The 25415-nt window shown below is 57.4% G+C and carries 22 protein-coding genes and 1 tRNA gene; 18 read left to right on the forward strand and 5 right to left on the reverse strand.

The features are described 5' to 3' along the window. Window positions 1–179: 179 nt before the first annotated feature. From PY793_RS07580 to PY793_RS07610, 7 genes are all read left to right on the forward strand, one after another. Window positions 180–1964: a DUF707 domain-containing protein gene (locus PY793_RS07580; RefSeq protein WP_342803915.1), complete on the forward strand. Its 1785-nt coding sequence runs from the start codon at window positions 180–182 to the stop codon at window positions 1962–1964. 47 nt (window positions 1965–2011) lie between these two features. Beyond that, complete coding sequence (gene rfbH / locus PY793_RS07585; RefSeq protein ID WP_275177489.1) at window positions 2012–3328, forward strand: lipopolysaccharide biosynthesis protein RfbH; 1317 nt, start codon at window positions 2012–2014, stop codon at window positions 3326–3328. Continuing rightward, the gene (gene rfbF / locus PY793_RS07590) at window positions 3325–4092 is read left to right on the forward strand and encodes a glucose-1-phosphate cytidylyltransferase (protein WP_275177490.1); all 768 of its coding nucleotides are present in this window, start codon (window positions 3325–3327) and stop codon (window positions 4090–4092) included. Before rfbH ends, rfbF begins: the two co-directional genes overlap by 4 nt. Then, a complete protein-coding gene (gene rfbG, locus PY793_RS07595; RefSeq protein ID WP_275177491.1) occupies window positions 4077–5174 on the forward strand; it encodes a CDP-glucose 4,6-dehydratase in 1098 nt (365 codons plus the stop codon). Before rfbF ends, rfbG begins: the two co-directional genes overlap by 16 nt. After that, window positions 5171–6037, forward strand: a complete 867-nt coding sequence (locus PY793_RS07600; RefSeq protein ID WP_275177492.1) for an NAD-dependent epimerase/dehydratase family protein — start codon at window positions 5171–5173, stop codon at window positions 6035–6037. The genes rfbG and PY793_RS07600 overlap by 4 nt, the downstream gene beginning before the upstream one ends. Continuing rightward, window positions 6037–6576, forward strand: a complete 540-nt coding sequence (rfbC, locus tag PY793_RS07605) for a dTDP-4-dehydrorhamnose 3,5-epimerase (protein ID WP_275177493.1) — start codon at window positions 6037–6039, stop codon at window positions 6574–6576. The genes PY793_RS07600 and rfbC overlap by 1 nt, the downstream gene beginning before the upstream one ends. Window positions 6577–6644: 68 nt before the next feature. Beyond that, window positions 6645–7538, forward strand: coding sequence for a hypothetical protein (locus PY793_RS07610; RefSeq protein ID WP_275177494.1), 894 nt, complete (start codon window positions 6645–6647; stop codon window positions 7536–7538). Window positions 7539–7544: 6 nt separating this feature from the next. Here PY793_RS07610 and PY793_RS07615 read toward each other — a convergent pair whose 3' ends face one another. Genes PY793_RS07615 through PY793_RS07630 form a run of 4 tightly spaced genes read right to left on the reverse strand, consistent with a single transcriptional unit; the run spans window position 7545 to window position 11057 of the window. After that, the gene (locus PY793_RS07615; protein ID WP_275177495.1) at window positions 7545–8141 is read right to left on the reverse strand and encodes a PqiC family protein; all 597 of its coding nucleotides are present in this window, start codon (window positions 8139–8141) and stop codon (window positions 7545–7547) included. After that, window positions 8138–9094, reverse strand: coding sequence for an MlaD family protein (locus PY793_RS07620; RefSeq protein ID WP_275177496.1), 957 nt, complete (start codon window positions 9092–9094; stop codon window positions 8138–8140). Before PY793_RS07620 ends, PY793_RS07615 begins: the two co-directional genes overlap by 4 nt. Beyond that, window positions 9087–9881, reverse strand: coding sequence for an ABC transporter ATP-binding protein (locus PY793_RS07625; RefSeq protein ID WP_275177497.1), 795 nt, complete (start codon window positions 9879–9881; stop codon window positions 9087–9089). Before PY793_RS07625 ends, PY793_RS07620 begins: the two co-directional genes overlap by 8 nt. A gap of 3 nt (window positions 9882–9884) precedes the next feature. After that, the gene (locus PY793_RS07630) at window positions 9885–11057 is read right to left on the reverse strand and encodes an MlaE family ABC transporter permease (RefSeq protein ID WP_275177498.1); all 1173 of its coding nucleotides are present in this window, start codon (window positions 11055–11057) and stop codon (window positions 9885–9887) included. Window positions 11058–11341: 284 nt separating this feature from the next. On the opposite strand from PY793_RS07630, the gene truB reads away from it, so the two are divergent. The 6 genes from truB (at window position 11342) to modA (ending at window position 19800) form a co-directional block, all read left to right on the forward strand. Further along, the gene (gene truB, locus PY793_RS07635) at window positions 11342–12256 is read left to right on the forward strand and encodes a tRNA pseudouridine(55) synthase TruB (RefSeq protein ID WP_275177499.1); all 915 of its coding nucleotides are present in this window, start codon (window positions 11342–11344) and stop codon (window positions 12254–12256) included. Between the two features lie 23 nt (window positions 12257–12279). Further along, window positions 12280–12549 carry a 30S ribosomal protein S15 gene (gene rpsO, locus PY793_RS07640; protein ID WP_166113406.1) on the forward strand — a complete coding sequence of 90 codons (270 nt, stop codon included), beginning with the start codon at window positions 12280–12282 and terminating at the stop codon, window positions 12547–12549. A 302-nt stretch (window positions 12550–12851) separates the two neighbouring features. Continuing rightward, window positions 12852–15002, forward strand: a complete 2151-nt coding sequence (gene pnp / locus PY793_RS07645; protein ID WP_275177500.1) for a polyribonucleotide nucleotidyltransferase — start codon at window positions 12852–12854, stop codon at window positions 15000–15002. An 87-nt stretch (window positions 15003–15089) separates the two neighbouring features. After that, window positions 15090–16508 (forward strand): NAD(P)H-dependent flavin oxidoreductase, encoded by a 1419-nt coding sequence (locus PY793_RS07650; protein WP_275177501.1) that lies wholly within the window; start codon window positions 15090–15092, stop codon window positions 16506–16508. A gap of 260 nt (window positions 16509–16768) precedes the next feature. Continuing rightward, window positions 16769–18922 carry a TonB-dependent receptor gene (locus PY793_RS07655; protein WP_275177502.1) on the forward strand — a complete coding sequence of 718 codons (2154 nt, stop codon included), beginning with the start codon at window positions 16769–16771 and terminating at the stop codon, window positions 18920–18922. Further along, window positions 18922–19800 (forward strand): molybdate ABC transporter substrate-binding protein, encoded by an 879-nt coding sequence (gene modA, locus PY793_RS07660; protein ID WP_275177503.1) that lies wholly within the window; start codon window positions 18922–18924, stop codon window positions 19798–19800. Before PY793_RS07655 ends, modA begins: the two co-directional genes overlap by 1 nt. 43 nt (window positions 19801–19843) lie before the next feature. Here modA and PY793_RS07665 read toward each other — a convergent pair whose 3' ends face one another. Further along, window positions 19844–20029 (reverse strand): YqaE/Pmp3 family membrane protein, encoded by a 186-nt coding sequence (locus PY793_RS07665; RefSeq protein ID WP_275177504.1) that lies wholly within the window; start codon window positions 20027–20029, stop codon window positions 19844–19846. A gap of 233 nt (window positions 20030–20262) precedes the next feature. On the opposite strand from PY793_RS07665, the gene gyrA reads away from it, so the two are divergent. From gyrA to PY793_RS07690, 5 genes are all read left to right on the forward strand, one after another. Beyond that, window positions 20263–23067: a DNA gyrase subunit A gene (gene gyrA, locus PY793_RS07670; RefSeq protein WP_275177505.1), complete on the forward strand. Its 2805-nt coding sequence runs from the start codon at window positions 20263–20265 to the stop codon at window positions 23065–23067. Next, window positions 23064–23591, forward strand: a complete 528-nt coding sequence (gene coaD, locus PY793_RS07675; RefSeq protein WP_275177506.1) for a pantetheine-phosphate adenylyltransferase — start codon at window positions 23064–23066, stop codon at window positions 23589–23591. The genes gyrA and coaD overlap by 4 nt, the downstream gene beginning before the upstream one ends. Before the next feature lie 44 nt (window positions 23592–23635). After that, window positions 23636–24127 (forward strand): peptidylprolyl isomerase, encoded by a 492-nt coding sequence (locus PY793_RS07680; protein ID WP_275177507.1) that lies wholly within the window; start codon window positions 23636–23638, stop codon window positions 24125–24127. A 204-nt stretch (window positions 24128–24331) separates the two neighbouring features. Further along, window positions 24332–24407: transfer RNA gene (locus tag PY793_RS07685), tRNA-Lys, on the forward strand. Window positions 24408–24982: 575 nt separating this feature from the next. After that, on the forward strand, window positions 24983–25390 hold the full coding sequence (locus PY793_RS07690) for a hypothetical protein (protein WP_275177508.1): 408 nt from the start codon (window positions 24983–24985) through the stop codon (window positions 25388–25390). Window positions 25391–25415: the final 25 nt, after the last annotated feature.

The raw sequence follows: 25415 nt of genomic DNA on the forward strand, positions 1-25415 counted from the left end.
TTAATCAAATACACCTGTTACCAGTTTAACCGCTGACGCGCACCTACTCAATGGTGTGTGGTTGGCGATATTCGTGATAATGTCTGTTCTAATGGCGGTTCCTCATGTGCCTCTTAGGCTATTCAAGCTCCACCGGCGGGTATAGTTATCATCAGGTAAACTGATTGGAGCGGTAGAACGTGCGTTACCATGTCCTTAACTTGGCCAGAGACCCGGAACGCTTGGCTATATTCCGTCAGAACAACCCAGAATGTGCGTATTTTTCCCAGCGCATTGCCGTGGATGGCAAGCAGGTTGACCGGGCCGGGCTTATAAGTCAGGGGGTTATGCAACCTGACCTGCTTTATACGGACGGGGCTGTTGGTTGTGCGCTTTCACACATGTCGTTGTGGATGGATGTCATGCAGCGTCAGGAAGCTGCGACCATTGCAGAAGATGATGCCATTCTGAGAGAAGATTTCCGTGAGATACAGGAAAAGCTGCTCGCGGACCTGCCTGATGACTGGGAGCTGGTGCACTGGGGGTTCAATACGGACGCTTATGTTACATTCCAGTTAATACCCGGCGTGACCCCGTTTACCGGGACGATGTACCATGATCTGGTGTTGAGCCACCTTCCAGAGTTTCGCCGTGCCAGAGTGGTTCCCCGGCTTGAAACGCTCCTGCGCTGCCACGGCACCATGTGCTATTCCATTTCGCCCCGTGGAGCAAAGCGGCTGCTTGAACAGGTTGTGCCGCTCCGGCCCATGTCTGTTTTTTATCCCGGTTTAGGTCATCAGAAAATCAATACTGGTATTGATGACATGATGGCGGATTACTATGGGCAGATGAACGCCTATGTCTGCTTTCCGCCAGTTGTGGTTTCGTTGCATGATGTGGAAAACAGCACCGTGCAGACCAAGGACATGCCATGTGAGCAGCCGGTTGTGCCGCTTTTTCCTGAAGCAAAAACATTGGATGAAGATGCGCTGGTTGCGCACTCCTTATGGCGATGCATGAGCAGGGATGGGCAGGTGGTGGTGCCCCGCATCTGTCTGTTGCCTGACGGACGGATTGGCGGCTTGCCGGAAAAGCTGAGCGGGTGCTCATGGCACAGGCAGGACAAGGATCTACTCTTTAAAAATGCGCAGGACGTGCCCTGGATGCGTTTTCATCTTCAATCCGGTGCATATAAAAGTGAGGGAGGAGCGGAAACCCTTGTGCCCATAGTAGACTTTCCTCTTCCATCCCCTGTTTTTCCATTGGTACGAGGCAAAAAGCCGCAAAGGCGCAATCTGGTTATTGTGCGGGCCGGTCCGTCCTCCTTGCACCCACAGTGGCTGGAGGGGCTGACCTCGGAGGACAGGACGTGGGACTTGTGCGTAAGTTATTATGGAACTGAAAGCGAGTTTTCCAGCCTTGATGGTTGCGAATATGCCATCTTGCAGAACAAAGAGCGTAAATGGCCTGCTATCGCGGCTTTGCTGGGAAAAGATAGTCCTTTCTGGCATTATGATTATGTGATGATGCCCGATGATGATTTGGCAATGACCGGCGCCGATATCAATCGGTGCTTTGCGATCATGGCGGAATACAGGCTGGAGCTGGCACAACCGGCCTTGCCAGCCAATACGCCCCGCTCACAATATTCCCATGACCTGACTTTGCAGCGTGAGGGGAATGTGCTGCGGTACACATCGTTTGTGGAAGTCATGACCCCCTTGTTCTCGCGCGAAGCCCTGGAAGACTGCCTGCCCAGCTTTGGTCTTTCCCGGAGTGGTTGGGGGCTGGATTGGGTCTGGCCATCTATTCTGGGTTACCCCAGAAACAGGATTGTCATCATTGATAGCGCGGTTGCATACCATACCCGTCCGGTAGGGAGCGATTATGCGGGCCTGACACCGACACAGGATGAAAAACAACTCGTGGCTCTGTTCGGTGCAGGTAAAGAATTACGGAATTATGGGGTTGTCCCACTCGGTTGAGTGGGGAATGCGCGATTTAACCAGCTTTTTTCTGGCGTGAGGTTTTGATGGTTGTTTATACTCGCAACGATGTTCTGGATGCTGCCGCGGCTTATTATGACTCCACTCAAGCCAAGGAGTTTGTTCCGGGGGAGACATTTATTCCGTGTAGCGGCAAGGTCGTGGATTCTGACGATTTGAGGTCTTTGGTCGATGCCTCCTTGGATATGTGGCTGACGACCGGGCGCTATGGTGATGAATTTGAAAAAGAGCTTGCCCTTAAAACGGGTATTAAACATGCCAGGCTTACTGTTTCTGGGTCGGCAGCAAATCTTCTGGCGTTTTCATCTTTAACGTCATGGAAATTGCAGGCGCGTCGTATTCAGCCCGGTGATGAGGTGATTACGGTTGCGGCTGGTTTTCCCACTACGGTCACACCCATTATTCAAAATGGCTGTGTGCCGGTTTTTGTGGACGTGGATCTGCCAACGGCCAATATCGACGTGTCTTTACTGGAGGCGGCGCTCACGCCCAAAACCCGCGCCATCATGTTGGCCCATACCTTGGGCAACCCATTTGACTTGCAGGCGGTAAGTGATTTTTGCCGCATGCATAACCTTTATCTGGTAGAAGACTGCTGTGACGCGCTGGGTGGTACATTCAACGGGAAAGGTGTGGGGCAATGGGGGGATCTGGCGACACTTTCTTTTTATCCGGCTCACCATATTACCACGGGCGAAGGTGGCGCTGTTCTCACTAACCGTAAATCTTTGGCTACCCTTGTTGAATCTTTTCGTGACTGGGGGCGTGACTGTTGGTGTCCCCCCGGTGTGTCCGATAGCTGCCATAAACGGTTCGACTGGAAAATGGGTGAACTGCCAGCAGGGTATGACCACAAATATATCTACTCTCATATTGGCTACAATATGAAAGTGACGGATATGCAGGCTGCGCTGGGTGTTAGTCAGTTGCGCAAGGTAGACGGTTTTGTGCAAAAACGGCGGGAAAACTTTGCCGCATTAACACAGATGATTAAGGCCGCCGGTCTGGAGGATTATTACATTCTGCCAGAGGCAACATCTGGTGCGGACCCAAGCTGGTTCGGGTTTTTGCTGACCATACGTGATGGCGTCAGTCTGGACCGCCGTGCGGTAACAAAAGGGCTGGAAGAGCGCAAGGTTGGAACCCGCCTGTTATTTGCAGGCAATCTGACCAGACAGCCTGCTTTTCAAAGAGTGGATTATCGTGTTGCCGGCTCTTTGGAGCGGACGGATAAAATTATGCACGACAGCTTCTGGATTGGTGTGTGGCCAGGTATCGGGGCACAAGAGCGCGCATACATGGTTGAGACCTTGCTTGAAGTGACGCGTAGGGAATTACGATGAAAACAGTCATACTTGCCGGTGGGTTTGGTTCGCGCCTGAGTGAAGAAACCGATAGTATTCCCAAGCCGATGGTTCAGATCGGTGGGCGCCCGATCCTGTGGCATATCATGAAGATATACAGTGCTTATGGCCTGAATGATTTTGTGGTCTGTCTTGGATATAAAGGGCACCTTATCAAGGAATTTTATGCCAATTATTTCAGGCATATGAGCGATATGGTGGTTGATCTCTCCAATGGTACGATCGAGTACCAGAGGGGAGATGTCGAGCCTTGGCGCATTACACTGATCGACACGGGATTGAATACCCAAACGGGCGGACGTCTTAAACGGGTTGGCCGTTTTTTACAGGATGGCCCTTTTTGCATGACTTACGGTGATGGCGTGGGGAATGTAGATATTCGAAAATCCATTGATTTTCACAAAGAACATAAGAAAAAGGCTACGGTTACCTGCGTCGAGCCTCCCGGACGTTTTGGTCTTATGGAAGTTGAAGGTACCGCGGTAAAAAGATTTTCTGAAAAAACCGACAATACAAAAAATCTGGTAAACGGCGGTTTTTTTGTGCTTGATCCCTCAGTTCTTGATTATATCGATGGGGATGACGTTCTGTGGGAGAAGGGGCCCATGGAACATCTTGCCAGAGATGGTCAGTTAGAGGCGTTCCATCACTCTGGTTTTTGGCAGCCAATGGATACCTTGCGTGATAAACGCCTGCTGGAAGATTTGTGGGACCGTCAGGTGGCACCATGGAAGATATGGTAAGCCGTTTTGCCGTAGACAAACGGTTCTGGTCTGGACGCAAGGTTTTTGTGACCGGGCATACGGGCTTCAAAGGGAGCTGGCTGACGCAATGGCTGGTCGATCTGGGGGCTCAGGTCACCGGTTATGCCCTTGCGCCTGAAACGCAGCCAAATTTGTTCGGGTTGGCGCAGTTGGACAAGGTTTGTCGTCATACCATTGGCGATATCCGTAATCTGGGAGATGTCCAGTGTGCTCTGGCGTCCTCTGCTCCAGAGGTGGTGATCCATCTGGCGGCACAGCCTCTGGTGCGTCGTTCTTACCAGCAGCCCTTGGAAACGTTTTCCACCAATGTCATGGGGACGGCGAACATATTGGAGGCAGCGCGGCAGCAGACAACCGTTAAGGCCGTACTTATTATCTCGTCCGACAAATGCTATGACAATCGTGAATGGTCATATGGCTACCGGGAGAATGATGCACTTGGTGGGCATGACCCATACAGTGCCAGTAAAGCCTGTACGGAAATTGTCACAAATGCATGGCGTAGCTCTTATGCCCATGGACCACTGGTTGCCTCGGCCCGGGCGGGTAATGTGTTCGGAGGGGGGGACTGGAGTGAAGACCGGTTGCTGCCAGATGCCATAAAGGCTTTTTCAGCAGGGGAGACACTGGTCATACGCTCGCCTCATGCCGAGCGGCCATGGCAACATGTGGCAGAACCGCTTGCGGCCTATCTTATGATCGTGCGGGCTATGCTGGAAGAAGGGGCTTTATATGCAAGAGCATGGAATGTTGGTCCCCGTGTGGAAGATATTGTGTCTGTAGAGCATATTGTAAAAATGCTTGCACAGGCTTGGGGACGCGGCGCACGGTGGGAAGTGCGGCCACCAGCCGTAATGCTCCATGAAGCGGGCCTGTTGCATCTGGACTCTTCGCAGATTGCCCGTCTCATTGGCTGGCGTCCTTCCGGTTTGCTGGAGCAGGCCCTGAACGCAACAGTCGCTTGGCGCGCAGCGACGACGACCGAAGACGCCGTGCAGTTCATGCGTAAGGATCGGGCTGTTTTTACCCGGGCCAACATATCGTGTCCGGAACAGGTATGAAAATTCTCCTGACAGGTGGCACAGGTTTTATTGGCCACCATCTACAGCGCAAGCTTGTGGCGCTGGGATGGGAGGTTGATGCCCTGGTGAGGCCAACATCTGATTGCAATAGCCTTGATCCGGTTGTGACGCCAAGAGTATGGAATGGTCACTCTGGTTCGTTATGTGATCTGCTTACACAGAGTAACCCTGATATTGTGTTCCATCTGGCCACACATTTTCTGGCCCGGCATGTTATGGACGACATACCTGCGTTGATACGCAGCAATATTGAGTTTCCATCTCTGGTTTTGGAGGCCATGCGCGCGGCGGGGTGTAGCAGGTTCATCAATACGAGCACGGCCTGGGTTCATGTCGGCCCCTTGGCGAACGAAGCAACATCTTTTTACGCAGCGACAAAACAGGCATTTGATCAGGTTTTGCGTTTTTATCAGACGACCTACCAGTTTCAGGCGACGACACTGACGCTGTGTGACACCTATGGTAAGGCTGACTTGCGCGGAAAAGTGCTGTCTCTTCTTATAAGTGCGGCTTTGTCTGGCCAGAAGCTGGACATGTCGCCTGGCGAACAATGCCTGGATCTGGTCCATGTGGATGATGTGAGTGAGGGCTTCATACAGGCGGCCCGTTTGTTACAAAATGGCGTGACGGGTACGTTCAGTATTACCTCTGGTCGTTTAATAAGTCTGAAAAATCTGGCGCAGAAGGTTGCGCAGGCAACCGGCCGCAAACTCATGATTGAATGGGGTGGGCGTCCTTACCGGGCAGGGGAAATCATGTTGCCCTGGCAAGGAGGAGTGCCTTTGCCAGGCTGGACCCCCATGATAGACCTTGATCATGGCATAAAAGGTTTGTTGTCATAATGTTTGATCAGGTTCCAACAGCCTTGTCTGGCGTTTTTATGCTTCTACCCGTTGTGCGCAAGGATGAGCGGGGGAGCTTTACAAAGCTGTATCATGCGGATTGTTTTGCCCAGATGGGGATGAACAGGCCGGTTGTGGAACAGTATGTCACAACCTCGCACAAGGGAGTCCTGCGGGGTTTGCATTTTCAGAAACCGCCTCACGACCATGACAAGCTGGTAACCTGTCTGTCAGGCGAGGTGCTGGATGTGGTGTTAGACCTGCGGCGTCAGTCCCCGACGTATGGGCAGCATTGCTGCTTGCGCCTGAGCGGGGAGCAGCGCATGCAGGTTTTTGTTCCTTCTGGTTGCGCCCATGGTTTTTATACTCTGAGTGATCAGGCTGAACTGCTGTACGCAGTCAGCTCTGTTTATAATTCAGAGTATGATGATGGCATTTTATGGCACAGTGCTGGCATAGACTGGCCTGATCAGTTTCCTCTGGTGTCACAGCGAGATCAGGAGTTTCAGGCCTTTGCGGACTTTGATAGCGCATTTTGATGGTCGACCATCTGGTTTGTGTCAGGTAATATTTTCATAATAAAATTGGGATACAGGACATGCTCGTAGTGCGATATTCTGCGTTTTTCAATGCAGATATTGGTAGTGGTAACAAATATTTTGAATTAGTTATTTCTCTTATGACTGTGAACAAGTTTTTGCAGCCATATGTAGATTTAAAAGTTATTATATATACAATGCAGAGCTACAAAAAATCCTTTGAAGTGCTTCTTGAAAAATATGGTTTTTCATATGAAGTGTGGGATCTGGATGCTATGCATCCGCAATTCTGGCATAATTCGGTCGAGTTTTCCAAGTCTTTAAGTAATTTAACGGAAATTGATAAAATATGCACTGTGCGTATGCTTTCCGATTTTCATCTCCTTGATAAAAATGCCTACCGTCTTTTAATCGGGGCAGATGTGTATTTCCTGGGGATTCCTGATGAGGTTCTGGGCTTCGTCTGGTCTGGGAGTGCAGAAAAAAAGGAAAAAATCCTTTATATGCGCGACATGTACACGTTTGGTGGCTTTGAATACAAGATAAGGCACTGGGCTGGTGAGCACCTGTCTGGCCTTCTGGGCGATTTTTATTGTCTGGCACCTGAGGTAACTCTGGATGTGAGCGCAGTACAGGGATGTTTGAGAATGATCGATAGCTGGCCAGTCGTGCCCAGCAGATATGATCCGGCCCCTCCGCGCAATCTGTCGGGTGTGACTACACCTGAGCAGCAGGCGGCATCCCTGCTGCTTGCACCGTTTGGTGGCAAAAAATTGCCAGCAAACCGTTATTCACACTACCAATATTTTCCGGAACTGGTGGTTTTGCACTCTCACACACTCGCTTTTCCACTCACGCATCTGGGAGACGAGTTTGTGCGTGAGTTTGTATCCATCATCGGGGTGGAAGCAAATGTAAGTCAGTTCCCGGGGGCACAGGAGCCTATCTTATCAGGGCAGTAAGTCCCCCTACCGCCCTGCGGGAATGGTCGCGTTCACCCGCTCGGCCAGCCGGATCACCAGCCCGCGCATAAGGGTGGCCACCTCGGCTGCGGAGCCAACATCCCCTGTGGCTACAAGGTGTGTGCGTTCACGTATGAGTGGCTGGGTGGGATCACGCGGCAGCACAACCCATGTGGCATCCAGCGTGGCCACGCCGTTTGTCGCCACATCAAAGCGTGAAATATCAATCTGCACACGCATGGTGGTGACGTCGGCCAGCGGCTGGTCGGTAATCATTTCAGATGGGCGTTTGTTGGACAGCACATTGGTCAGCAGGTCGGTCACGCCAAGGGACAGGCGCGTGGCCCAGCGTGCGCGTGTGTTGCGCAGGATTTCCTCGCCCTGCCGGGTAATGATGTCCTGCGAGTCCAGATAATCAGGCAGGATCACGCGGCTGATGGCAATGGTGGCCGCGCGGGAGGAAAGGTGCGGCTCGCCTATATTGGCGTCTGACGGCACGCCCAGCGTGTACAGCCGCAGCGGGGGGGAGGCGCAGCCAGCAAGGGACAGGAGCGGGCAGCAGGCCATAACGGCAAGCAGGATGCGGCGTGGCGCGGAGGTCATGGGCGGCGTCCCATCAGCAGGAGTTGCGGGTTGCGTTCAATATCGGACGAGAAGCCGCGCAACGATGCGGCAGAGGCGGCAATATCGCGCAAGGTGGCGTCCAGATTGGCGCGATTGACCGAACGGGGGGAAAGGATATTCTGCAACGAATCCAGTGTTCTGGTGGCCGAGACCAGTGTGGCGTGCAGGTCCTCTCCACGGGAGTTGAGCTGCGTGTTTCCTGTTTCCATCAACTGGTCCACTTTGCCTAGAGTCACGTCCAGCCTGGTTTGCAGGTCCTTTATGGTCTCGTTCGTGGTTTTCAGCATTTCGTGCGAGAGGTCGATGGCCTGTCTGGTGCTTGACAGCAGGGGGGGCAGGTCACGGTTCAGGCTGTCACTGAGCTGGGTGACGGAGAGCAGGGCGGCATCGGCATGGTGGCTGATTTCCGTTATGGGAATCTGACCCAGCGAATCCTTCAGTTTTTCCACGGCCGACATGCGGACGGGAATTTCTGGCAGGCTGGTGACGCGCGGATGCAGCACAGGGGGCACCGAGCGGTCAAAGTCCAGTTCGATATTGGATTGCCCGGTTACAAAGCTGAGCAGGTTCAGCTCCGCGCGCAGGCCGATGCTGATCAGTTCCTGAATGTTCACCTTGCTCCCGCCGGACGCGTCCTTGACCACGTCAATCTGGTCTGGCTCCAGTGTCAGCACCACGGGAATGTAGGCTTTGTGGTCTATCGGGTCAAAGCGCAGGGTAATGCTTTTGACCGTGCCCACCTTGACCCCACGGAAGTTGACCGGTGCGCCAACAGACAGGCCGGTAATGGAGTTCTGGAACACCACCACCGCCTCGCGCGAAGGGGACAGAAAGCTGACATGCCCAAAGATCATGATGATGAACAGGGCCAGAAAGCCGCCCAACAGCACGAAGGCCCCGATAACGGTTTTGCGGTTTGTGCTCTCAGACATGCTGGTCAGCCTTTGTCTCATCTGTCGGGGGAATGGTGGAGGAGCGGTTCATGAAGGCCATGACTTCGGGAATGGTGCTGTGGTCCCGCAGGTCCCGCGGGGAGCCTTGGGCTATGGGCTGGTGGGTGTTTGCGTCCAGAAAAATGCCATCATCGGCAATGGCGAACAGGCTTGGCAGTTCGTGGCTGACAATGACAATGGTCGCTCCCAGCCCGTCACGCAGGGTCAGGATCAGGTCATCCAGCCGGGCGGAGGTAATGGGGTCCAGACCTGCGGAGGGTTCATCAAAAAACAGAATGTCGGGGTCCAGCGCTATGGCGCGCGCAAGTCCTGCGCGTTTGCGCATCCCGCCCGAAATCTCGGACGGAAACAGGTCTATCGCCTGTTCCATGCCGACAAGCCCGAGCTTGAGTTCCACCAGCTTGCGCACCACGTCTGGCGGCTGGCTTGCAAACATTTCCATGGGCAGGGCCACGTTCTCGCCCACGGTCATGGAACTCCACAACGCTCCGGACTGGAACAGAACGCCAAAGCGGTGGTTGATCTGGGTTCTGCGGTGTTCGTCCTGCGCCCAGTAGTCCTCCCCGCCGACCAGAATCTTTCCGGTGGTGGGGGGGAGCAGCCCGATCATGCTTTTAAGCAGGGTGCTCTTGCCGCAGCCCGAGCCCCCCATGACCGCAAAAATGGAACCGCGCTTGAGGTCGAACGAGACGTTCTGCTGGATAATCTTGGGGCCAAAGGACAGTTCCACGTCCCGCACGGAAATAAGGGTATCGCTTTCGACCATTGCTCAGATTCCCAGCGCGTTGGCCATAACGGCGAATACCGCATCCATGGCGATAATGCCGACAATGCCAATAACTACCGCACGTGTGGCGGCAATGCCGACATCGGCAGCGCTGCGCCCGGCCTTAAGTCCCACACGGCAGGCGGCAAGGGCAATAAAGCTGCCAAAGAAGAAGGCCTTGATAAACCCGAACACGAACTCCTTGAGTTCGACTCCGTTTACGGTGGAAATCCAGTACCCCATGGGGGAGACATCCATCATGCTCATGCTCACCACAAACCCGCCCAGAATGCCAATGAGCGTGCCGTACAGGTAGAGCAGGGGCATCATGAGCGAGAGGGAGAGAATGGCGGGGAGGAGGATGTAACTTGAGATGGGAATGCCAAAGACCTGCAGGGCGTCAATTTCCTCATTGCCCAGCATGGTGGCAATGCGGGCCGCATATGCCCCACCCGTGCGCCCGGCCATGATAATGGCGGTCATGATGGCCGAAATCTCACGCGCGCAGGCAATGCCCACAAGGTTGGTCACATAAATTTCGGCGGCAAAGCGGCGCAGTTCCACCAGCCCCACAAAGGCCAGAATGGCCCCGATCAGGAAGTTGACCACACCTACGATCAGCAGCGCATTGGGGCCTGCGTTCCACAGGTCTGTAATCAGGTCCTTTGTGCGCATGCGGCTTTTGCCGTGCAGGGCGTGCATGGCCCCGCGCGTGGTGTCCAGCGCAAGGTAGGCGACAACCCCCGTCTCGTTCAGGGTGCCCAGGGTCAGGTCGCCGGTTTTTTCCAGCAGGTTCTGTTTGTGGCTGTTGTGGCGAGCGGGGGGAGCGGGGTTTGGGGGCAGCAGGGCCAGCAGGCGCTGGGCCGGGGCGGGCAGGCCGTCCTGCGCAAACGCCAGCCCGGCGTTGGCTGCCGCCTGCTTGGCTTCCCACAGAAAGGAAATGAAGGACGAATCCCACTCCGTAATACCCGCCGTATCCATGCTCAGGCAGGTGGCACCGGGTGGGGGGGGCGGAATATCCGCCGCCGTAAAGGGGATGACCCCGCCATTGGGCACAGTCCACGCCCCCCGCACACTCAGGCAGGGGCCGTGCTGCCCGGTCTGCAGGGACCATGCGGGTCGCGCGGCAGGGGCTGCCGGGGCGATGGGGGGGGAGGGGTCTGTTTGCTGGGTCATTGTCTATGATAGCATTTAAGACATGCCATGCCGTGCTGGCTAGTCCCGACATGGTGAGCGCTGGCCCATATGGTGTGCGGTTCGGGCCGGGTGTGCCGTTCCGGTCTTGAGTTTACTAATAATTTTCATGGTCAGATATTTTCATCAGCTCTGCATTGCACGGGCGCATTGCAGGGGGGCGCACGCTCGGCTAGATGCAGCGCTTGGTGTGCGCCGGGTGGGTCCGGGGCGGTAACCGGGAGCGCAGGCAAGCATGGCGCGCTCCCCCGCATACGGGAGTTGATATGCGACGCAGACGCGGGCGGCCACTTAATGGCTGGCTTATAGTGGACAAGCCCTCGGGCATGACCTCCACGCAGGTGGTGGGGTGGGCCAAACGGCTGTTCGATGCGCAAAAGGTGGGCCACGGTGGCACGCTGGACCCGCTGGCGACCGGGCTTTTGCCGCTGGCTTTTGGCACGGCCACCAAAACCGTTCCTTATGTTATGGACGGCACCAAGGTTTACCAGTTTACCCTGCGCATGGGTGACGCGCGCGATAGTGATGACGCCGATGGCGCAGTGACCGCCACATCGGATGTGCGTCCTACGGATGAGCAGCTCCGCGCGGCGCTGCCTGCGCTTACGGGTAACATCATGCAGGTGCCCCCGGTGTATTCCGCCCTCAAGGTGGCGGGCGAGCGGGCATATGACATGGCGCGTGACGGCCGCCCGCCGGACCTGCCCCCCCGCCCTGCCCGCGTGGACCGTTTTGAACTGATCGCCCGCCCCGATGCGGATACGGCGGTGTTCGAGGTCGAATCCGGCAAGGGCGTGTACATGCGCGCACTGGCGCGTGATGTGGCGCTGGCCTGCGGCACGGTTGGCCATATTGCGGTGCTGCGCCGCCTGCGCGTGGGGCCTTTTGCCGAGGCCGATGCAATTATGCTGGACAAACTCGCGCCAAACGACGACAACGCGCATGCTTCTGCGGAACTGCTTCTTCCGGTCGAGACCGCGCTGGCCGACATCCCGGCGCTGGCCCTGACTGAGGAGGAATCCGTTCTTCTGCGCCACGGGCGGCCTCTGAGCCTTCTGGATCTGATGGGACGTATCCCCCAGACCGATGCTTCGGGGACCGTGCGTGTCATGGACGCAGGGCGCGTGCTTGGTCTTGGTCGCCTGGAGGAAGGGCAGCTCAGGCCGGTGCGTATTCTATGACATTTTTCTGATGGAGACATGTGATGTCGATTACCGCTGAACGCCGCACCGAAGTTATTGCCGAATACCAGACCGCCCAGGGCGATACGGGTTCGCCTGAAGTGCAGGTTGCAATCCTGACCGAGCGCATCAACAACCTGACCGATCACCTTAAGACCCATGCGAAGGATTTCCATTCCCGCCGCGGTCTGCTGATCATGGTTGGCCGTCGTCGCCGTCTGCTGGACTACCTGCGTGGTAAAAGCCAGAGCCGCTACGAAGCGCTGATCGCGCGTCTGGGTCTGCGCCGCTAATTTCCGGTTTTTGTCTGCCAGCCCGGCATGATGCCGGGCTGGTGGGCAGGCCGGATGGTCTGTGGGGGTTTTTGTGCTGGTCATATGGCCGCCAAACCCCCATATATCGTTGTACGCCACAGGCTTTGGCACGCGGGCTTTGACGTTCCGGGTAAGGCCACGGCGTTTCCGACCACATGGCGCCTGGGCGGTGCTGCCGCCAGTCTCCATGCCGTCCGAGGCGCTGTCCGCCATTCGGTTCTGTCCCGCTGTTTGCCGTGGTTTTGAATAAAAACTGTGTCAACAGAAGATGAGAAGACAGAATGTTTAACTACTTCCGTAAAGAAATTGAGTGGGCTGGCCGTCCGCTGGTGCTCGAAACCGGCAAGGTTGCCCGTCAGGCCGATGGTGCGGTGCTGGTCACGTATGGCGAAACCGTGGTCCTGTGTACCGCTGTTGGCGCGCGTGACGTCAAGCCGGGGCAGGACTTCTTTCCCCTGACCGTCAACTATCAGGAAAAAGCCTACGCGGCAGGCAAGATCCCCGGCGGGTTCTTCAAGCGTGAAGGCCGCCCTTCCGAGAACGAAACACTGGTCTCCCGCCTGATCGACCGCCCCATTCGCCCCCTCTTCCCCGAAGGGTTCCGCAATGAGGTGCAGGTCATCGCCACGGTGCTGACCCATGACATGGAAAACGACCCGAGCATCCCCGCCCTGATCGGCTGCTCGGCCGCACTCACCCTGTCTGGTATTCCGTTCTTCGGCCCCGTAGGTGCTGCCCGCGTTGGTTTTGCCGATGGCGCGTTCATCCTCAACCCCACGCTGGAACAGCTCAAGGAAACCAGCCTTGACCTGGTGGTGGCCGGGACCGCCGAAGGCGTGCTGATGGTGGAATCCGAAGCATCCGAACTGTCTGAAGATGTGATGCTGGATGCCGTGACCTTTGGCCACACCGCCTTCCAGCCCGTGCTGGACGCCATTATTGCGCTGGCCGAGCACGCCGCCAAGGAACCGTGGGACCTGCCGGGCGAAAGCAAGGAAGAAGCTGCCCTGCGCAAGCAGGTGGACAAGCTGGGCCGCAAGCTGATCGCCGATGCTTACAAGGAAAAGCAGAAGCAGACCCGCTACGAAAAGCTCAAGGCCGCGCGCGACGCCATTGTGGAAAAACTGACAGCCGCCGCGCTGGATGTGGCTGCCGCCAAGCCCATGATCAAGGACCTCGAAGCAGACGTGGTCCGCACTTCTGTGCTCAAGACCAGCAAGCGCATTGACGGGCGTGACCTTGTGACCGTACGCCCGATTGTATCTGAAGTGGGCGTACTGCCCCGCGTGCATGGTTCGGCCCTGTTCACCCGTGGCGAGACGCAGGCGCTGGTTGTGACCACGCTGGGCACCGGTCAGGACGAACAGGTGATTGATGCGCTGGAAGGCGAATACCGCACCAACTTCCTGCTGCACTATAACTTCCCTCCCTACTCCGTAGGTGAGTGCGGTCGCGTTGGCTCCCCCGGCAGGCGCGAAATCGGGCATGGCAAGCTGGCATGGCGCGCCCTGCACCCGCTGATGCCCAACCGCAAGGAATTCCCTTATACGGTGCGTGTTGTTTCCGAAATCACGGAAAGCAACGGCTCCTCCTCCATGGCGACCGTTTGCGGTAGCTCGCTGGCCCTTATGGATGCCGGTGTGCCCCTCAAGCGCCCCGTGGCCGGTATTGCCATGGGTCTGATCAAGGAAGGTGACAAGTTTGCCGTCCTGTCCGACATTCTGGGTGATGAAGACCATCTGGGTGACATGGACTTCAAGGTGGCCGGGACCGAAGAAGGCGTGACCGCGCTGCAGATGGACATCAAGATCACGTCCATCACGCCCGAAATCATGAAGATCGCTCTGGGTCAGGCGCGCGATGGCCGTCTGCACATTCTGGGCGAGATGAGCAAGGCGCTGACCGAAAACCGCACGACCGTTGCCACCACGGCGCCGCGCATCACCACCATCAAGGTGCCGCGTGAAAAAATCCGTGATGTCATTGGCTCGGGTGGCAAGGTTATCCGCGAAATCGTGGAATACTCGGGTGCGAAGGTGGATATCGGGGATGATGGTACAATCACCATTGCCGCCACCGCCGAAGACCAGACCAAAAAGGCGCTTGAACGCATTAATGGTATTGTGGCCGAACCCGAACTGGGCCGCATTTACGACGGCAAGGTTGTTAAAACCGCCGATTTTGGCGCGTTCGTCAACTTCCTTGGTGCGCGCGATGGGCTGGTTCATATTTCCGAACTGGCGCAGGGTCGTGTGGGCCGTACCTCCGATGTGGTCAAGGACGGTGATGCCGTTAAGGTCAAGGTCATTGGTTTTGACGACCGCGGCAAGGTCAAGCTGTCCATGCGCGTTGTTGATCAGGCCACAGGTGCCGACATTACGGAAACCGTGGGCGAAAAACCTGCCCGCGCCCCGCGCCGGGATGCCGAATAAGGCGCGTCCTCTGTGGAGGGGGGCTTTTGCGCTCCCCTCCACGTCGCGGACCAGATACAGGTATCTTAGAGAAACGACAGGATAGTCATGAAGGCGATTAACACGCTTCGCATGGGGGGGACGGATGTTCTGCCGCTGGTTGAAGGCGGTAAAGGCGTTTCCGTTTCCACAGGTGCATCGGCCGGGGCATGGGCTGCTGCGGGGGGTGCGGGGACGATCTCCATCGTCAATGCCGACAGTTATGACGAGCACGGTCGCCCGGTGCCGCAGATTTACCATGGCCGCACCCGCCGGGAACGGCATGAGGAGCTTGTGGACTACGCCATTCGTGGCGGTATTGCGCAGGCGCGCATTGCGCACGAGATTTCTGGTGGCAAGGGGCGCATCCACGCCAACATCCTGTGGGAAATGGCCGCCTCCGAACGGGTGATTACCGGTGTGCTCGAAGGGGCCAGAGGTATGATCCACGGCCTGACCTGCGGTGCGGGCATGCCCTACCGTCTGGCCGACATTGCCGCCCAGTTTGGTGTGTCTTACTACCCTATCGTTTCCTCCGCCCGGGCCTTCAATGCGTTGTGGAAGCGTTCGTACAGCAAGGCATCCGATCTGCTGGGTGGCGTTGTGTATGAAGACCCGTGGCGTGCAGGCGGGCATAACGGCCTGTCCAACACCGAAAACCCCTTTGCGCCGGAAGACCCCTATCCGCGTGTGCTGGCCCTGCGGCAGGCCATGCGGGGCTTCGGGCTGGATAATACCCCCATTATCATGGCCGGTGGCGTCTGGTGGCTGGAAGAATGGCAGGACTGGATTGACAGTGCGGAGCTGGGGCCGATTGCCTTCCAGTTTGGCACACGTCCGCTGCTGACCACCGAAAGCCCGATCCCCGAGGCATGGAAGCGCCGGTTGCTGACCCTGAAAAAGGGTGATGTGTACCTCAACCGCTTCTCCCCCACGGGGTTCTACTCCTCCGCTGTGAACAACGGCTTCCTGCATGAACTGCGCCAGCGCACCGAGCATCAGGTTCCGTTTGCAACCGAAGCTACGGATGAGCTGACAGCACCTTATGGTGTTGGCCCGCGTAAGCGCAAAGTGTTCCTTAAGCCCGAAGACGTGGCGCGTGTACAGCAGTGGGAAAGCGAAGGCTTTGTTGAAGCCCTGCGCACCCCCGATTCCACGCTCGTTTTTGTGACCCCCGACCGGGCGCGCATGATTGTGGCGGACCAGACGGACTGCATGGGCTGCCTTTCGGAATGCAAGTTCTCCAACTGGAGCCAGCGCGGCCCCAGCTACAGCAATGGCCACCGGGCGGACCCGCGCTCCTTCTGTATCCAGAAAACGCTGCAGGCCGCAGCCCATGCTTCCGGCCCGGATGCGGACAAGGTGATGGATGAAAACCTGATGTTTGGCGGCACCAATGCATGGCGCTTTGGCACGGACCCGTTCTATGCCAACGGGTTTGTGCCCACGACCAAACAGCTTGTTGAGCGGATTATGACAGGCAGGTAAGGCGCTCCCTCTGCGAAGGTAGAGGGGTGTTCGGGGGGCAGGAGCTGTTTGGCTTGGCCCTCCGCTGTCTGGTCATTCCATTTTTGTAATAAGACTGTGCCCGCCAGTAATGGCGTGGGAAAACGTATAAGCCAGTCTATATTCCATTGTATATACTTCTTGTCTCCTTTATGTTCGGCCCGCAGTTTCGGCCGCGGTCACTGCTGGCATTTCCGCAGAAATGTTTAGAAAATATTGACGCATAAGGGTGACGCATATCCATGGGCCAGCACTATCTGGAATTACGCCGTTTTTTTTCTGGCTATCGTCTGGGCGGTTTTCTGGTTTCACCACCTCTGCTGGTCATGCTCATGGGGACTGGTCATGCCCACGCGGATGCAACGGTGGAACATATTACAGTAACCAGCCCGCTTTCCTCACGCGTGGCGGATTATCGGGTTCTGTCCACAACGCTGGACCCTTTCCGCAACGGGTCAAAGGTCGATGCGCCTTATGCCATTGACGCGGTGCCAGAGGCGCTGGCCCGGAACCAGTCCCTGCTGGACGTGCAGGAGGCATTCAGGTTCATTCCCTCCGTTCAGGGCGAAAACATCCGCCCGCAGTCACGGGGTATGCAGGCCGGGGTGGTGCAGAACACCTTTATAAACGGGCTGAACATTGCCGCGACGACAGACTACCCCATTGAGCAGTTTGAACGGATAGAGGTCATGAATGGTCCCACCAGCGGGCTGTTCGGGGCGGCCAGTCCGGCGGGGACGTTCAATTATGTGCTGAAGCGCCCGACTGAACAAAACCTGCGCCGGGTGCGGGCGGAATATCTGTCCCGCGATGACTGGATGGGCCATATCGACCTTGGTGGTCATTTTGACCATGCGCACCGTTTTGGATACCGGCTCAATCTGGTTGAGCAGGACGGGACGTATTACACCAAAAACAGCCAGCTCAAGCGTGAACTTGCAAGCCTTGATCTGGATTTTCATCTCACACCCCAGACCACGCTGGAAGTGGACACCAGCGCCTACCATTATGTTGACAAGGGGTTACCCGGCACGTTTGCGCTGGCAACGGGGGTGGTGTTCCCCAGTGCCCCTTCCCCCAGAACAGTGGGGTATGGGCAGTCCTATGCCGGGGACAATAATCTGACGATTCTGACCCAGGGGCACATCACCCACAAGATCAACAGGGACTGGACAGTATCCGCAGGAATTCTGCACGAGACAAACGACCGTGCCTCCACGGCGGTGACCAATACACTGCTGAATAACGCAGGGCGTTACCGCACGACCGCTGCCAACACAACCTACAGTCTGGATGCGGTGCTGAGCAATAATGTCTATCTGAACGGCCGCGTGCGTACTGGGCCGCTGGTGCATGATCTTGTAGTGGGGACCACGGGTTTTTCGTGGGATAGATATACGCCTTACAAAACGGGGGCCATCACGCTGGGTACTGCATCGCTGTCTGACCCGGTGGCGTTCGCGGAGCCGGTTTTTCCGGATTTTCGCAATCGGTACCGCTCTGTTCATACGTTCCAGCAGTCCATTACATTTGGTGATAAAATCAGTTTTGGTCGTCACTGGAGTGTGCAGGCTGTTGCCAACCAGAGCTGGATTGACACCAGCAATTATAGCAAGGCCGGTGCGCGTACCAGCCGCTATACGGCCAGTGGCATCAGCCCGACAGCGAGCCTGCTCTACAAGCCCACTGACAGCATGAGCGCATATTTTACGTACGCCAACAGCCTGCAACAGGGGGATAATGCCCCTGCGGGCTCAGCCAATGCCGGGCAAAGTCTGGCTCCTTACCGCAGCCAGCAGTGGGAGCTTGGCTATAAGCTCCAGCTTGGAAAAGTTGACCTGCGCACGGCTTTTTACCAGATCGAGCGGCCTTACGCCTATATTGGAGCCAATAACGTGTTTGCCCTTCAGGGGAACCAGAAGAACCGTGGCTTTGAGGTCATGGCCAGTACCGTTATCGCCCATTCGCTGACCCTGTTCGGCGGCATTGCGGTGCTGGACCCACGCCTGCACAACACGGCTTCCGCTGCAACAGATGGGCGGAAAGTGCTTGGTCTTGCCCCGGTTGTTCTGAATGCGCTGGTGGAATACAACCTTCCGTTCTACCGGCCCATTACCCTGAGTGCCGATGTCAACTATTCCGCGCGGCGGCCGGGCAACTACACAAACACCATGTATGCATCAGGCTACCTGATCGGTAACATGGGTCTGCGTTATACGCGCCCCATACTGGGCCGGACGGTGGTGTGGACGCTGAATGTCAGGAATATCAGCAACGCCAGTTACTGGGCGAATATTACCCCAAGCAGCCAGAGCGGCTACAACAGTACGGGGAGCGGCACCGGAACACTTGGCGCACCCCGCTCCATAAGGTTGTCCGTGCAGGTGGATTTGTGATGGATCACTCCTCTTTCCTCCGGCGTTTTGCGGGCCGGGTCTGTCTGCTGGTGGGTGCGTTGTGCGCTCTTGTGCCTGCTCGCCCCACACGGGCGGATACGGGGGAGCCGCTGGCTCTTGCTGCCGCAGGTAGCCTGCGCGGCGCGCTGGATGATATTGCGCGGGAGTTTACGCAGCGCACGCACATTCCGGTAAGATTGACCTATGGCCCGGCAGGCCAGCTCAGCCGCCAGATTGCGAGGGGAGAGCATGCCGACATGTTCCTCTCCGCCAATACGGCGTATCCGCTCCAGCTTGTTCAGGCGGGGCTGGGGCGGGCCTCTTTTGTGTTTGTCAAAAACAGTCTGTGTTTTATTGCGCCAGCACAATCGGGTCTGACAACGCGCAACAGTATTGCGCGCCTGCTGGACCCGGCGGTGCATATTGGTATTTCAACACCGGGGAATGATCCGGGGGGAGACTACGCCTGGCAGGTTCTGTCCAGGCTGGAGCAGGCTGAACACCTTGCTCCGGGCTCTGTTCTGTACAGGGCGCGCGCGCTGGTGGGCGGGGCAGTGGCGCCGCCAGTACCGCCCGGAGTCAGCCCCGTGGCCTATTACCTGCGCTCGGCGCAGGTGGATATGTTTATAGCATATTGCAGCCAGCATTCCTTAAAGCCGTCGCCCGACCTGTCTTACACTCCCGTGCCGGACAGGCTGAGCGGGCCGGTGGAGTATGCGGCGCTCATTCTGGATCAAACCCGCCACAGAACGGAGGCGGAAGCGTTTGGAAGGGTTTTGCTGTCCCAGGGGGCGCAACGTATTTTCCGGCAGTATGGTTTTATCAGCCCCGGCCATGCTGTGGCGGGGCGGGAGACGCCCTCCGTCTCCGGTCCGTAACCCTGATCCATAACAATGGGGATTCCGCCACTCCGGTGCGCGGCTAGTCCCGCATGCGGGCGATTTTCTGGTCCGTTGTGTACTGGCTCAGTGCGTATACCGACCAGATGGCGGCTGGCACCCAGCCAATAAGCGTGATCTGCAGCACAAGGCAGACAAGACCCGCAAAAGGGCGGCCAATGGTAAAGAACTGCAACCACGGCAAAAGCAGGGCAAGGATAAGGCGCATAGGGTGTAAACTCCATGTTATGGGCCATGATGGCCACAGCCGCGCCCAGGGGGCAAGGGCATGTGTGCGGGTGGTGGTTTTATGCCGGGCAAAAATCCGCCCGGCGCTAGGAGGTTGCGGGGGTTGTGTGCTAGAAAACACCCGGCACCGTGGCAACCGGTGTTCAGGTGGATTTGGCGTGGCATGCGGGCAACCAGCCCTGCACCCGCGCAGCATGACAGAACGGATGAACCTTGACCGAGATTTCTGACCAGACCGGATCACCGCAGCCTTCAGACCTTGTGCCCGTGACCATTGAGGAGGAGATGCGCTCCTCCTACCTTGCGTATGCGATGTCGGTCATTGTCAGCCGTGCGTTGCCTGATGTGCGAGATGGTCTCAAGCCCGTGCACCGGCGTATTCTCTACGCCATGCACGAGAGCGGCTTTACGCATGACAAACCTTACCGCAAGTCCGCCCGTGCAGTGGGTGAGGTCATGGGTAAATATCACCCCCATGGCGACAGCTCCATTTACGAAGCCATGGTGCGTATGGCGCAGTCCTGGTCCATGCGTGTCAAGCTGATCGACGGGCAGGGTAATTTTGGCTCGGTGGATGGGGACAGCCCCGCCGCCATGCGTTACACCGAAGCACGTCTGGCGCGCTCCTCCACCTTTCTGCTGGGTGACATCGACCGCGATACGGTCGATTTCCAGCCAAACTATGATGAAAGCGAGAGCGAACCCACGGTTCTGCCCGCTGCCTTCCCCAACCTGCTGATCAACGGTGCAACCGGCATTGCCGTGGGCATGGCCACCAATATTCCCACCCATAATCCGGGGGAAGTGGTGGATGCCACGCTGGCCCTGATCGCCAGACCGGACATGACGCTCGAAGAGCTGATGGAGATTGTGCCCGGTCCTGACTTTCCCACAGGTGGCACCATTCTGGGGCGTTCTGGCATCCGCAGCGCCTATGCTACGGGGCGCGGCTCCGTTATTATCCGTGCCAAGGCCGATATTGAGGAAATCCGCAAGGACCGCAAAGCCATTGTGGTGAGTGAGATCCCCTATCAGGTCAACAAGGCCACCTTGCAGGAGCGGATTGCCGATCTGGTCCGCTCCAAGCAGGTGGAAGGCATTGCCGATATCCGCGACGAGTCCGACCGCTCGGGCATGCGCGTGGTTATTGAAATCAAGCGTGATGCAACGCCCGAAGTGGTGCTGAACCAGCTTTACCGCTTTACCCAGCTCCAGACCTCCTTTGGCGTGAACATGCTGGCACTTGATGGCGGCAAACCCCGCCTGATGGGCCTGAAGGATGTGCTGGAGGCCTTTATCGCCTTCCGCGAGGAAGTGATTCTGCGCCGCTCGCGCCATGACCTGAACAAGGCGCGCGACCGGGCCCATATTCTGGTCGGGCTGGTGATTGCGGTTGCCAATATTGATGCCGTTATCGCCCTTATCCGCGCAGCGCCGGATGCCGCCACCGCGCGGGAATCGCTTATGGCGGCGCAGTGGAACGCTGCGGATGTGGAACCCCTGCTGGCCCTGATCCACGATGAGGGCAACGTGGTGGTGGACGGCAAGGTTCGCCTGACCGAAGCACAGGCGCGCGGCATTCTGGAACTGCGCCTGCAACGCCTGACAGGGCTGGAGCGGGACAAGATCCAGAACGAACTGTCCGAAGTGGCGGTGCGGATTAACGAACTGCTCGAAATTATCAGCAGCCGCCCCCGCCGTATGGAAGTGCTGTGCGAGGAACTGGCCCGTGCCCGCGCCGAGCTGGTGACCCCACGCGTAACCGACATTGCCGATTATGACGGCGATCAGGATGATGAAAGCCTGATCGAACCCGGCCAGATGGTTGTGACCATCACGCGGGAAGGCTTTATCAAACGCACACCGCTGGATGTGTTCCGCGCGCAGAACCGCGGTGGACGTGGCCGCACCGGGGCAGGAACCCGCGGGGATGATATTGTGGTGCGCTCCTTTAACGCGCATACGCACCAGTGGGTTATGTTCTTCTCCTCCGGTGGCAAGGTGTACCGCCAGAAGGTGTGGCGTCTGCCAGAGGCAGGCCCCGCCGCCAAGGGCCGCGCGCTGATCAACCTGCTGCCCGACCTTGGAACAGACACCATTACCGCCGTGCTGCCCCTGCCGCAGGACGAAGAGCTGTGGGAAAGCCTGCACCTTGTCTTTGCCACTGCCAGTGGGGGTGTGCGCCGTAACCGGCTGAGCGACTTCCGCAATATCCGCGTGTCCGGCATGATCGCGATGAAGCTTGATGACGGCGACAGCCTGGTTGGCGTTGCCACCTGCCGTGATGGTCAGGATGTGTTCCTCGCCACCCGCAAGGCGCGCTGTATCCGCTTCCAGATTACGGATGATACGGTGCGTGTGTTTGCCGGGCGTGGCTCGTCTGGTGTGCGCGGGATCCGTCTGGCGGAAGGGGACCGGGTGATCAGCCTTGCCGTGCTCAACCATGTTGAAGCCACGGTGGAGGAACGTGCGGCCTATCTGCGGATGGCCAACGCCAGACGCCGGGCCGAAAACGCGGCGGATACCGAGGAGGATGCCGACATATCCGTGGCGGATGGGGATGAGGATGAAGGTGCAACCGGCGCCGAGGCCCTGACCCCCGAACGCTTTGCCCAGCTTGAAGCAGCCGAAGAAGTGCTGCTGATTGTCAGCGATGGCGGGTTTGGCCGTCGCTCCTCCGCGTATGATTACCGCGTTAGCGGGCGTGGCGGGCAGGGCATTACCAACATGACCTTCTCTGCCAGCAAGCGGGGGACGGAGGTCTCGGCCACCCTGCCGGTGCTGCCGGGTACGGATGTCATGCTGGTGACCGATGCAGGCCGCCTGATCCGTGTGCCGGTTGATCAGGTGCGTATTATGGCCCGTCAGGCCAGTGGGGTTACCTTGCTGCGCCTGAACGATGGGGAGCGGATTACCAGCGTGTTCCCGGTCATGGATAATGGTGAGGACGAAGCAGGCGAGGCCGAAGATGCCGCTCCCCGGCAGACCCCCGATGATGGTGCCGGTCCGGCAGCATGAGCAGCCCCGCTGCCGCCCCCAGACGTGTCGGGCTGTATGCCGGTACGTTTGACCCGGTAACAGTCGGCCATCTGGACGTGATCGAGCGGGCAAGCAGGCTGGTGGACCGGCTGGTTATCGGGGTTGCCCGCAACCCCGGTAAAAGCCCGCTCATGCCGCTTGAAGAGCGGATTGAATGTGTGCGTGAAGCCCTGCCCGCCATCAAGGCCCGTACAGGGGGGGATATGACGGTTGTCTCCTTCCACTCGCTTCTGGTGGAGGCGGTGCGGGCCAATGGAGCCACGCTTATTTTCCGTGGTCTGCGCGTTCTGTCTGACTTTGATTACGAGGTGCAGATGTCGGGCGTAAACAGGCGGCTGGATAGCGGGATAGAAACCGTGTTTCTTATGGCGTCGGAGCGCACGCAGTTTATTTCCTCCCGTATGGTGAAGGAAATTGCCAGCTATAACGGCGATATTTCGGAGTTTGTAACACCCTATACTCAGGCGCGCCTGCTGGCCCGTCTGGCTGAACGCACGGGCTGAACCGTGTGTTTTGGCGGGTGTTGCTTTAAACAGGAGAGTTTCTGATGTCCACAGAAGATAAAAAAGACCTGATTTACATGGATGTGCCCGCAGGCCGCGTGGTTATCCGTCTGCGCCCCGACCTTGCCCCCAAGGCCGCCGAACGCCTGCGCACGCTGGCCGAACAGGGTTTTTATGACAACGTGGCTTTCCACCGCGTTATCCCCGGCTTTATGGCTCAGGGCGGTGACCCCACGGGCACAGGTATGCACGGTTCCGACCTGCCGGACCTGCCTGCCGAATTTACCAACAAGGCCAAGTTTGAACGTGGCACCATTGGTATGGCGCGCACGTCTGACCCGAACAGCGCGAACAGCCAGTTCTTTATCATGTTCGAGCCCTCCCCCCATCTGGATGGCCAGTACACCATTGTGGGTGACGTGGTTGAAGGCATGGAGAACGTGGACAAAATCAAACGTGGCTCCGGCTCGTCCGGCGTGGTGAACGAGCCCGACCGGATTGCCAAAATGATCCCGGCGGACAAGGCGGAAGCCTGATCCCACGCAAACGGCCCGCCCTGACCCGGCGGGCCGTTTTTGTATGGGCCCTTGCGGGACATGGCCGCTTATTGCGCGCCCGATGGGTCTGATGTGGCACAAAGAGGCGGAAAAATGCCTTTGTGTGCTTGACGCAGGGGGTTAATCCGGTTAGGAACAGCCCCATCACGCACGGTCTCTGACCGTCCGCGTGGTTTTATGTGTGAGCCGGTAGCTCAGCCGGTAGAGCATTCGACTTTTAATCGAATGGTCGAGGGTTCGAGTCCCTCCCGGCTCACCATTTCTCCCCAAAAAGCTTTAAAAACTGCTGGCCCGCTCAGGGTTATAAAATAGAGTTATAAAATTAAACCGACGTGTTTTCGGAGTATATGGCCACCTACCTTGAGATTATGCGGTAGGGATTCATTACGGTCGCCATCAAATCTCCTCTGCAAAAGATGTGAGCCAAAAATCTGCTTGGCGACCGATCTGGCTGGCGGAGAAGTATAAGGCGAAGGTTAGTGGACATGTTCTGATGGAATGCTCCCGTGTTATGGCCGGGTTTGCACGGTGGGTGTTGATGCAGGGATGTGCGGCGGAATAAAAAATAGTGTTTATGCGCGCAAAGTATGGCATAGGTTCTCTATCGTTGCCTGTTCTGCGCCCTTTAGGGCAATGCCGTAGCGTTACGCCAGACACGCAAGACGCCGCTTTACCCCTTCCGCCTTATACCCCTTGCTCACCTGTTCCTGCCTGTCAGGGGCAGGTTTTTTGTATTCAGGGTATGGGAAAATCCCGTGTGCGGCATATGGGGTATGGCCTTGGGTCTGGCGGGTAGTGGGCAGACGATCAATCCGTCAAATGGAGGTTCCGAATATGGCCGATACAGGCCAGAATGTGCCCGCTGTGGGGTCCGTCACGCGCAATACAGCCAAGGTGGCTGCGATTATTGCTTTTATTCCCTCGTTTTTTTCTGTTCTGCCACAAAATGTGGCGCTTGTTATCTGTGCGGGTATGGTCACCTGTGCCGCCATAACTGCGGCTGTACCCGCACCTGTGCATGGGCGGGTTCTGGTCGCGCTGTACCAGATTGTGCGGGTAACGGGGTTGGGGGTGCAGTACGCTGTGCCGTATATGGCCTCCCATCTGGTTAAGGCTACATCTGCCAGTAAGGCATATAGCCCTGTACCCGCGACAGCGACGGGGGGCACGGTTGCAGCCAGCGCGCCCGGTACGGGTGCCAATACCACAGGGTGTGTGGGTACGGATAAAAGCACACCCTGACATTTTTCCTTTCAGGAACAGTCAA

It is taken from the genome of Acetobacter fabarum, assembly GCF_029069195.1.
In the GTDB taxonomy this organism is placed as follows: domain Bacteria; phylum Pseudomonadota; class Alphaproteobacteria; order Acetobacterales; family Acetobacteraceae; genus Acetobacter; species Acetobacter fabarum_A.

Coding starts and splice junctions, on each gene's coding strand:
- rfbH (WP_275177489.1), top strand. CDS start 2,012: ATGGTTGTTTATACTCGCAACGATGTTCTGGATGCTGCCGCGGCTTAT.
- rfbF (WP_275177490.1), top strand. CDS start 3,325: ATGAAAACAGTCATACTTGCCGGTGGGTTTGGTTCGCGCCTGAGTGAA.
- rfbG (WP_275177491.1), top strand. CDS start 4,077: ATGGAAGATATGGTAAGCCGTTTTGCCGTAGACAAACGGTTCTGGTCT.
- PY793_RS07600 (WP_275177492.1), top strand. CDS start 5,171: ATGAAAATTCTCCTGACAGGTGGCACAGGTTTTATTGGCCACCATCTA.
- rfbC (WP_275177493.1), top strand. CDS start 6,037: ATGTTTGATCAGGTTCCAACAGCCTTGTCTGGCGTTTTTATGCTTCTA.
- PY793_RS07615 (WP_275177495.1), bottom strand. CDS start 8,141: ATGACCTCCGCGCCACGCCGCATCCTGCTTGCCGTTATGGCCTGCTGC.
- PY793_RS07620 (WP_275177496.1), bottom strand. CDS start 9,094: ATGTCTGAGAGCACAAACCGCAAAACCGTTATCGGGGCCTTCGTGCTG.
- PY793_RS07625 (WP_275177497.1), bottom strand. CDS start 9,881: ATGGTCGAAAGCGATACCCTTATTTCCGTGCGGGACGTGGAACTGTCC.
- PY793_RS07630 (WP_275177498.1), bottom strand. CDS start 11,057: ATGACCCAGCAAACAGACCCCTCCCCCCCCATCGCCCCGGCAGCCCCT.
- truB (WP_275177499.1), top strand. CDS start 11,342: ATGCGACGCAGACGCGGGCGGCCACTTAATGGCTGGCTTATAGTGGAC.
- rpsO (WP_166113406.1), top strand. CDS start 12,280: ATGTCGATTACCGCTGAACGCCGCACCGAAGTTATTGCCGAATACCAG.
- pnp (WP_275177500.1), top strand. CDS start 12,852: ATGTTTAACTACTTCCGTAAAGAAATTGAGTGGGCTGGCCGTCCGCTG.
- PY793_RS07650 (WP_275177501.1), top strand. CDS start 15,090: ATGAAGGCGATTAACACGCTTCGCATGGGGGGGACGGATGTTCTGCCG.
- PY793_RS07655 (WP_275177502.1), top strand. CDS start 16,769: ATGGGCCAGCACTATCTGGAATTACGCCGTTTTTTTTCTGGCTATCGT.
- modA (WP_275177503.1), top strand. CDS start 18,922: ATGGATCACTCCTCTTTCCTCCGGCGTTTTGCGGGCCGGGTCTGTCTG.
- PY793_RS07665 (WP_275177504.1), bottom strand. CDS start 20,029: ATGCGCCTTATCCTTGCCCTGCTTTTGCCGTGGTTGCAGTTCTTTACC.
- coaD (WP_275177506.1), top strand. CDS start 23,064: ATGAGCAGCCCCGCTGCCGCCCCCAGACGTGTCGGGCTGTATGCCGGT.
- PY793_RS07680 (WP_275177507.1), top strand. CDS start 23,636: ATGTCCACAGAAGATAAAAAAGACCTGATTTACATGGATGTGCCCGCA.
- PY793_RS07690 (WP_275177508.1), top strand. CDS start 24,983: ATGGCCGATACAGGCCAGAATGTGCCCGCTGTGGGGTCCGTCACGCGC.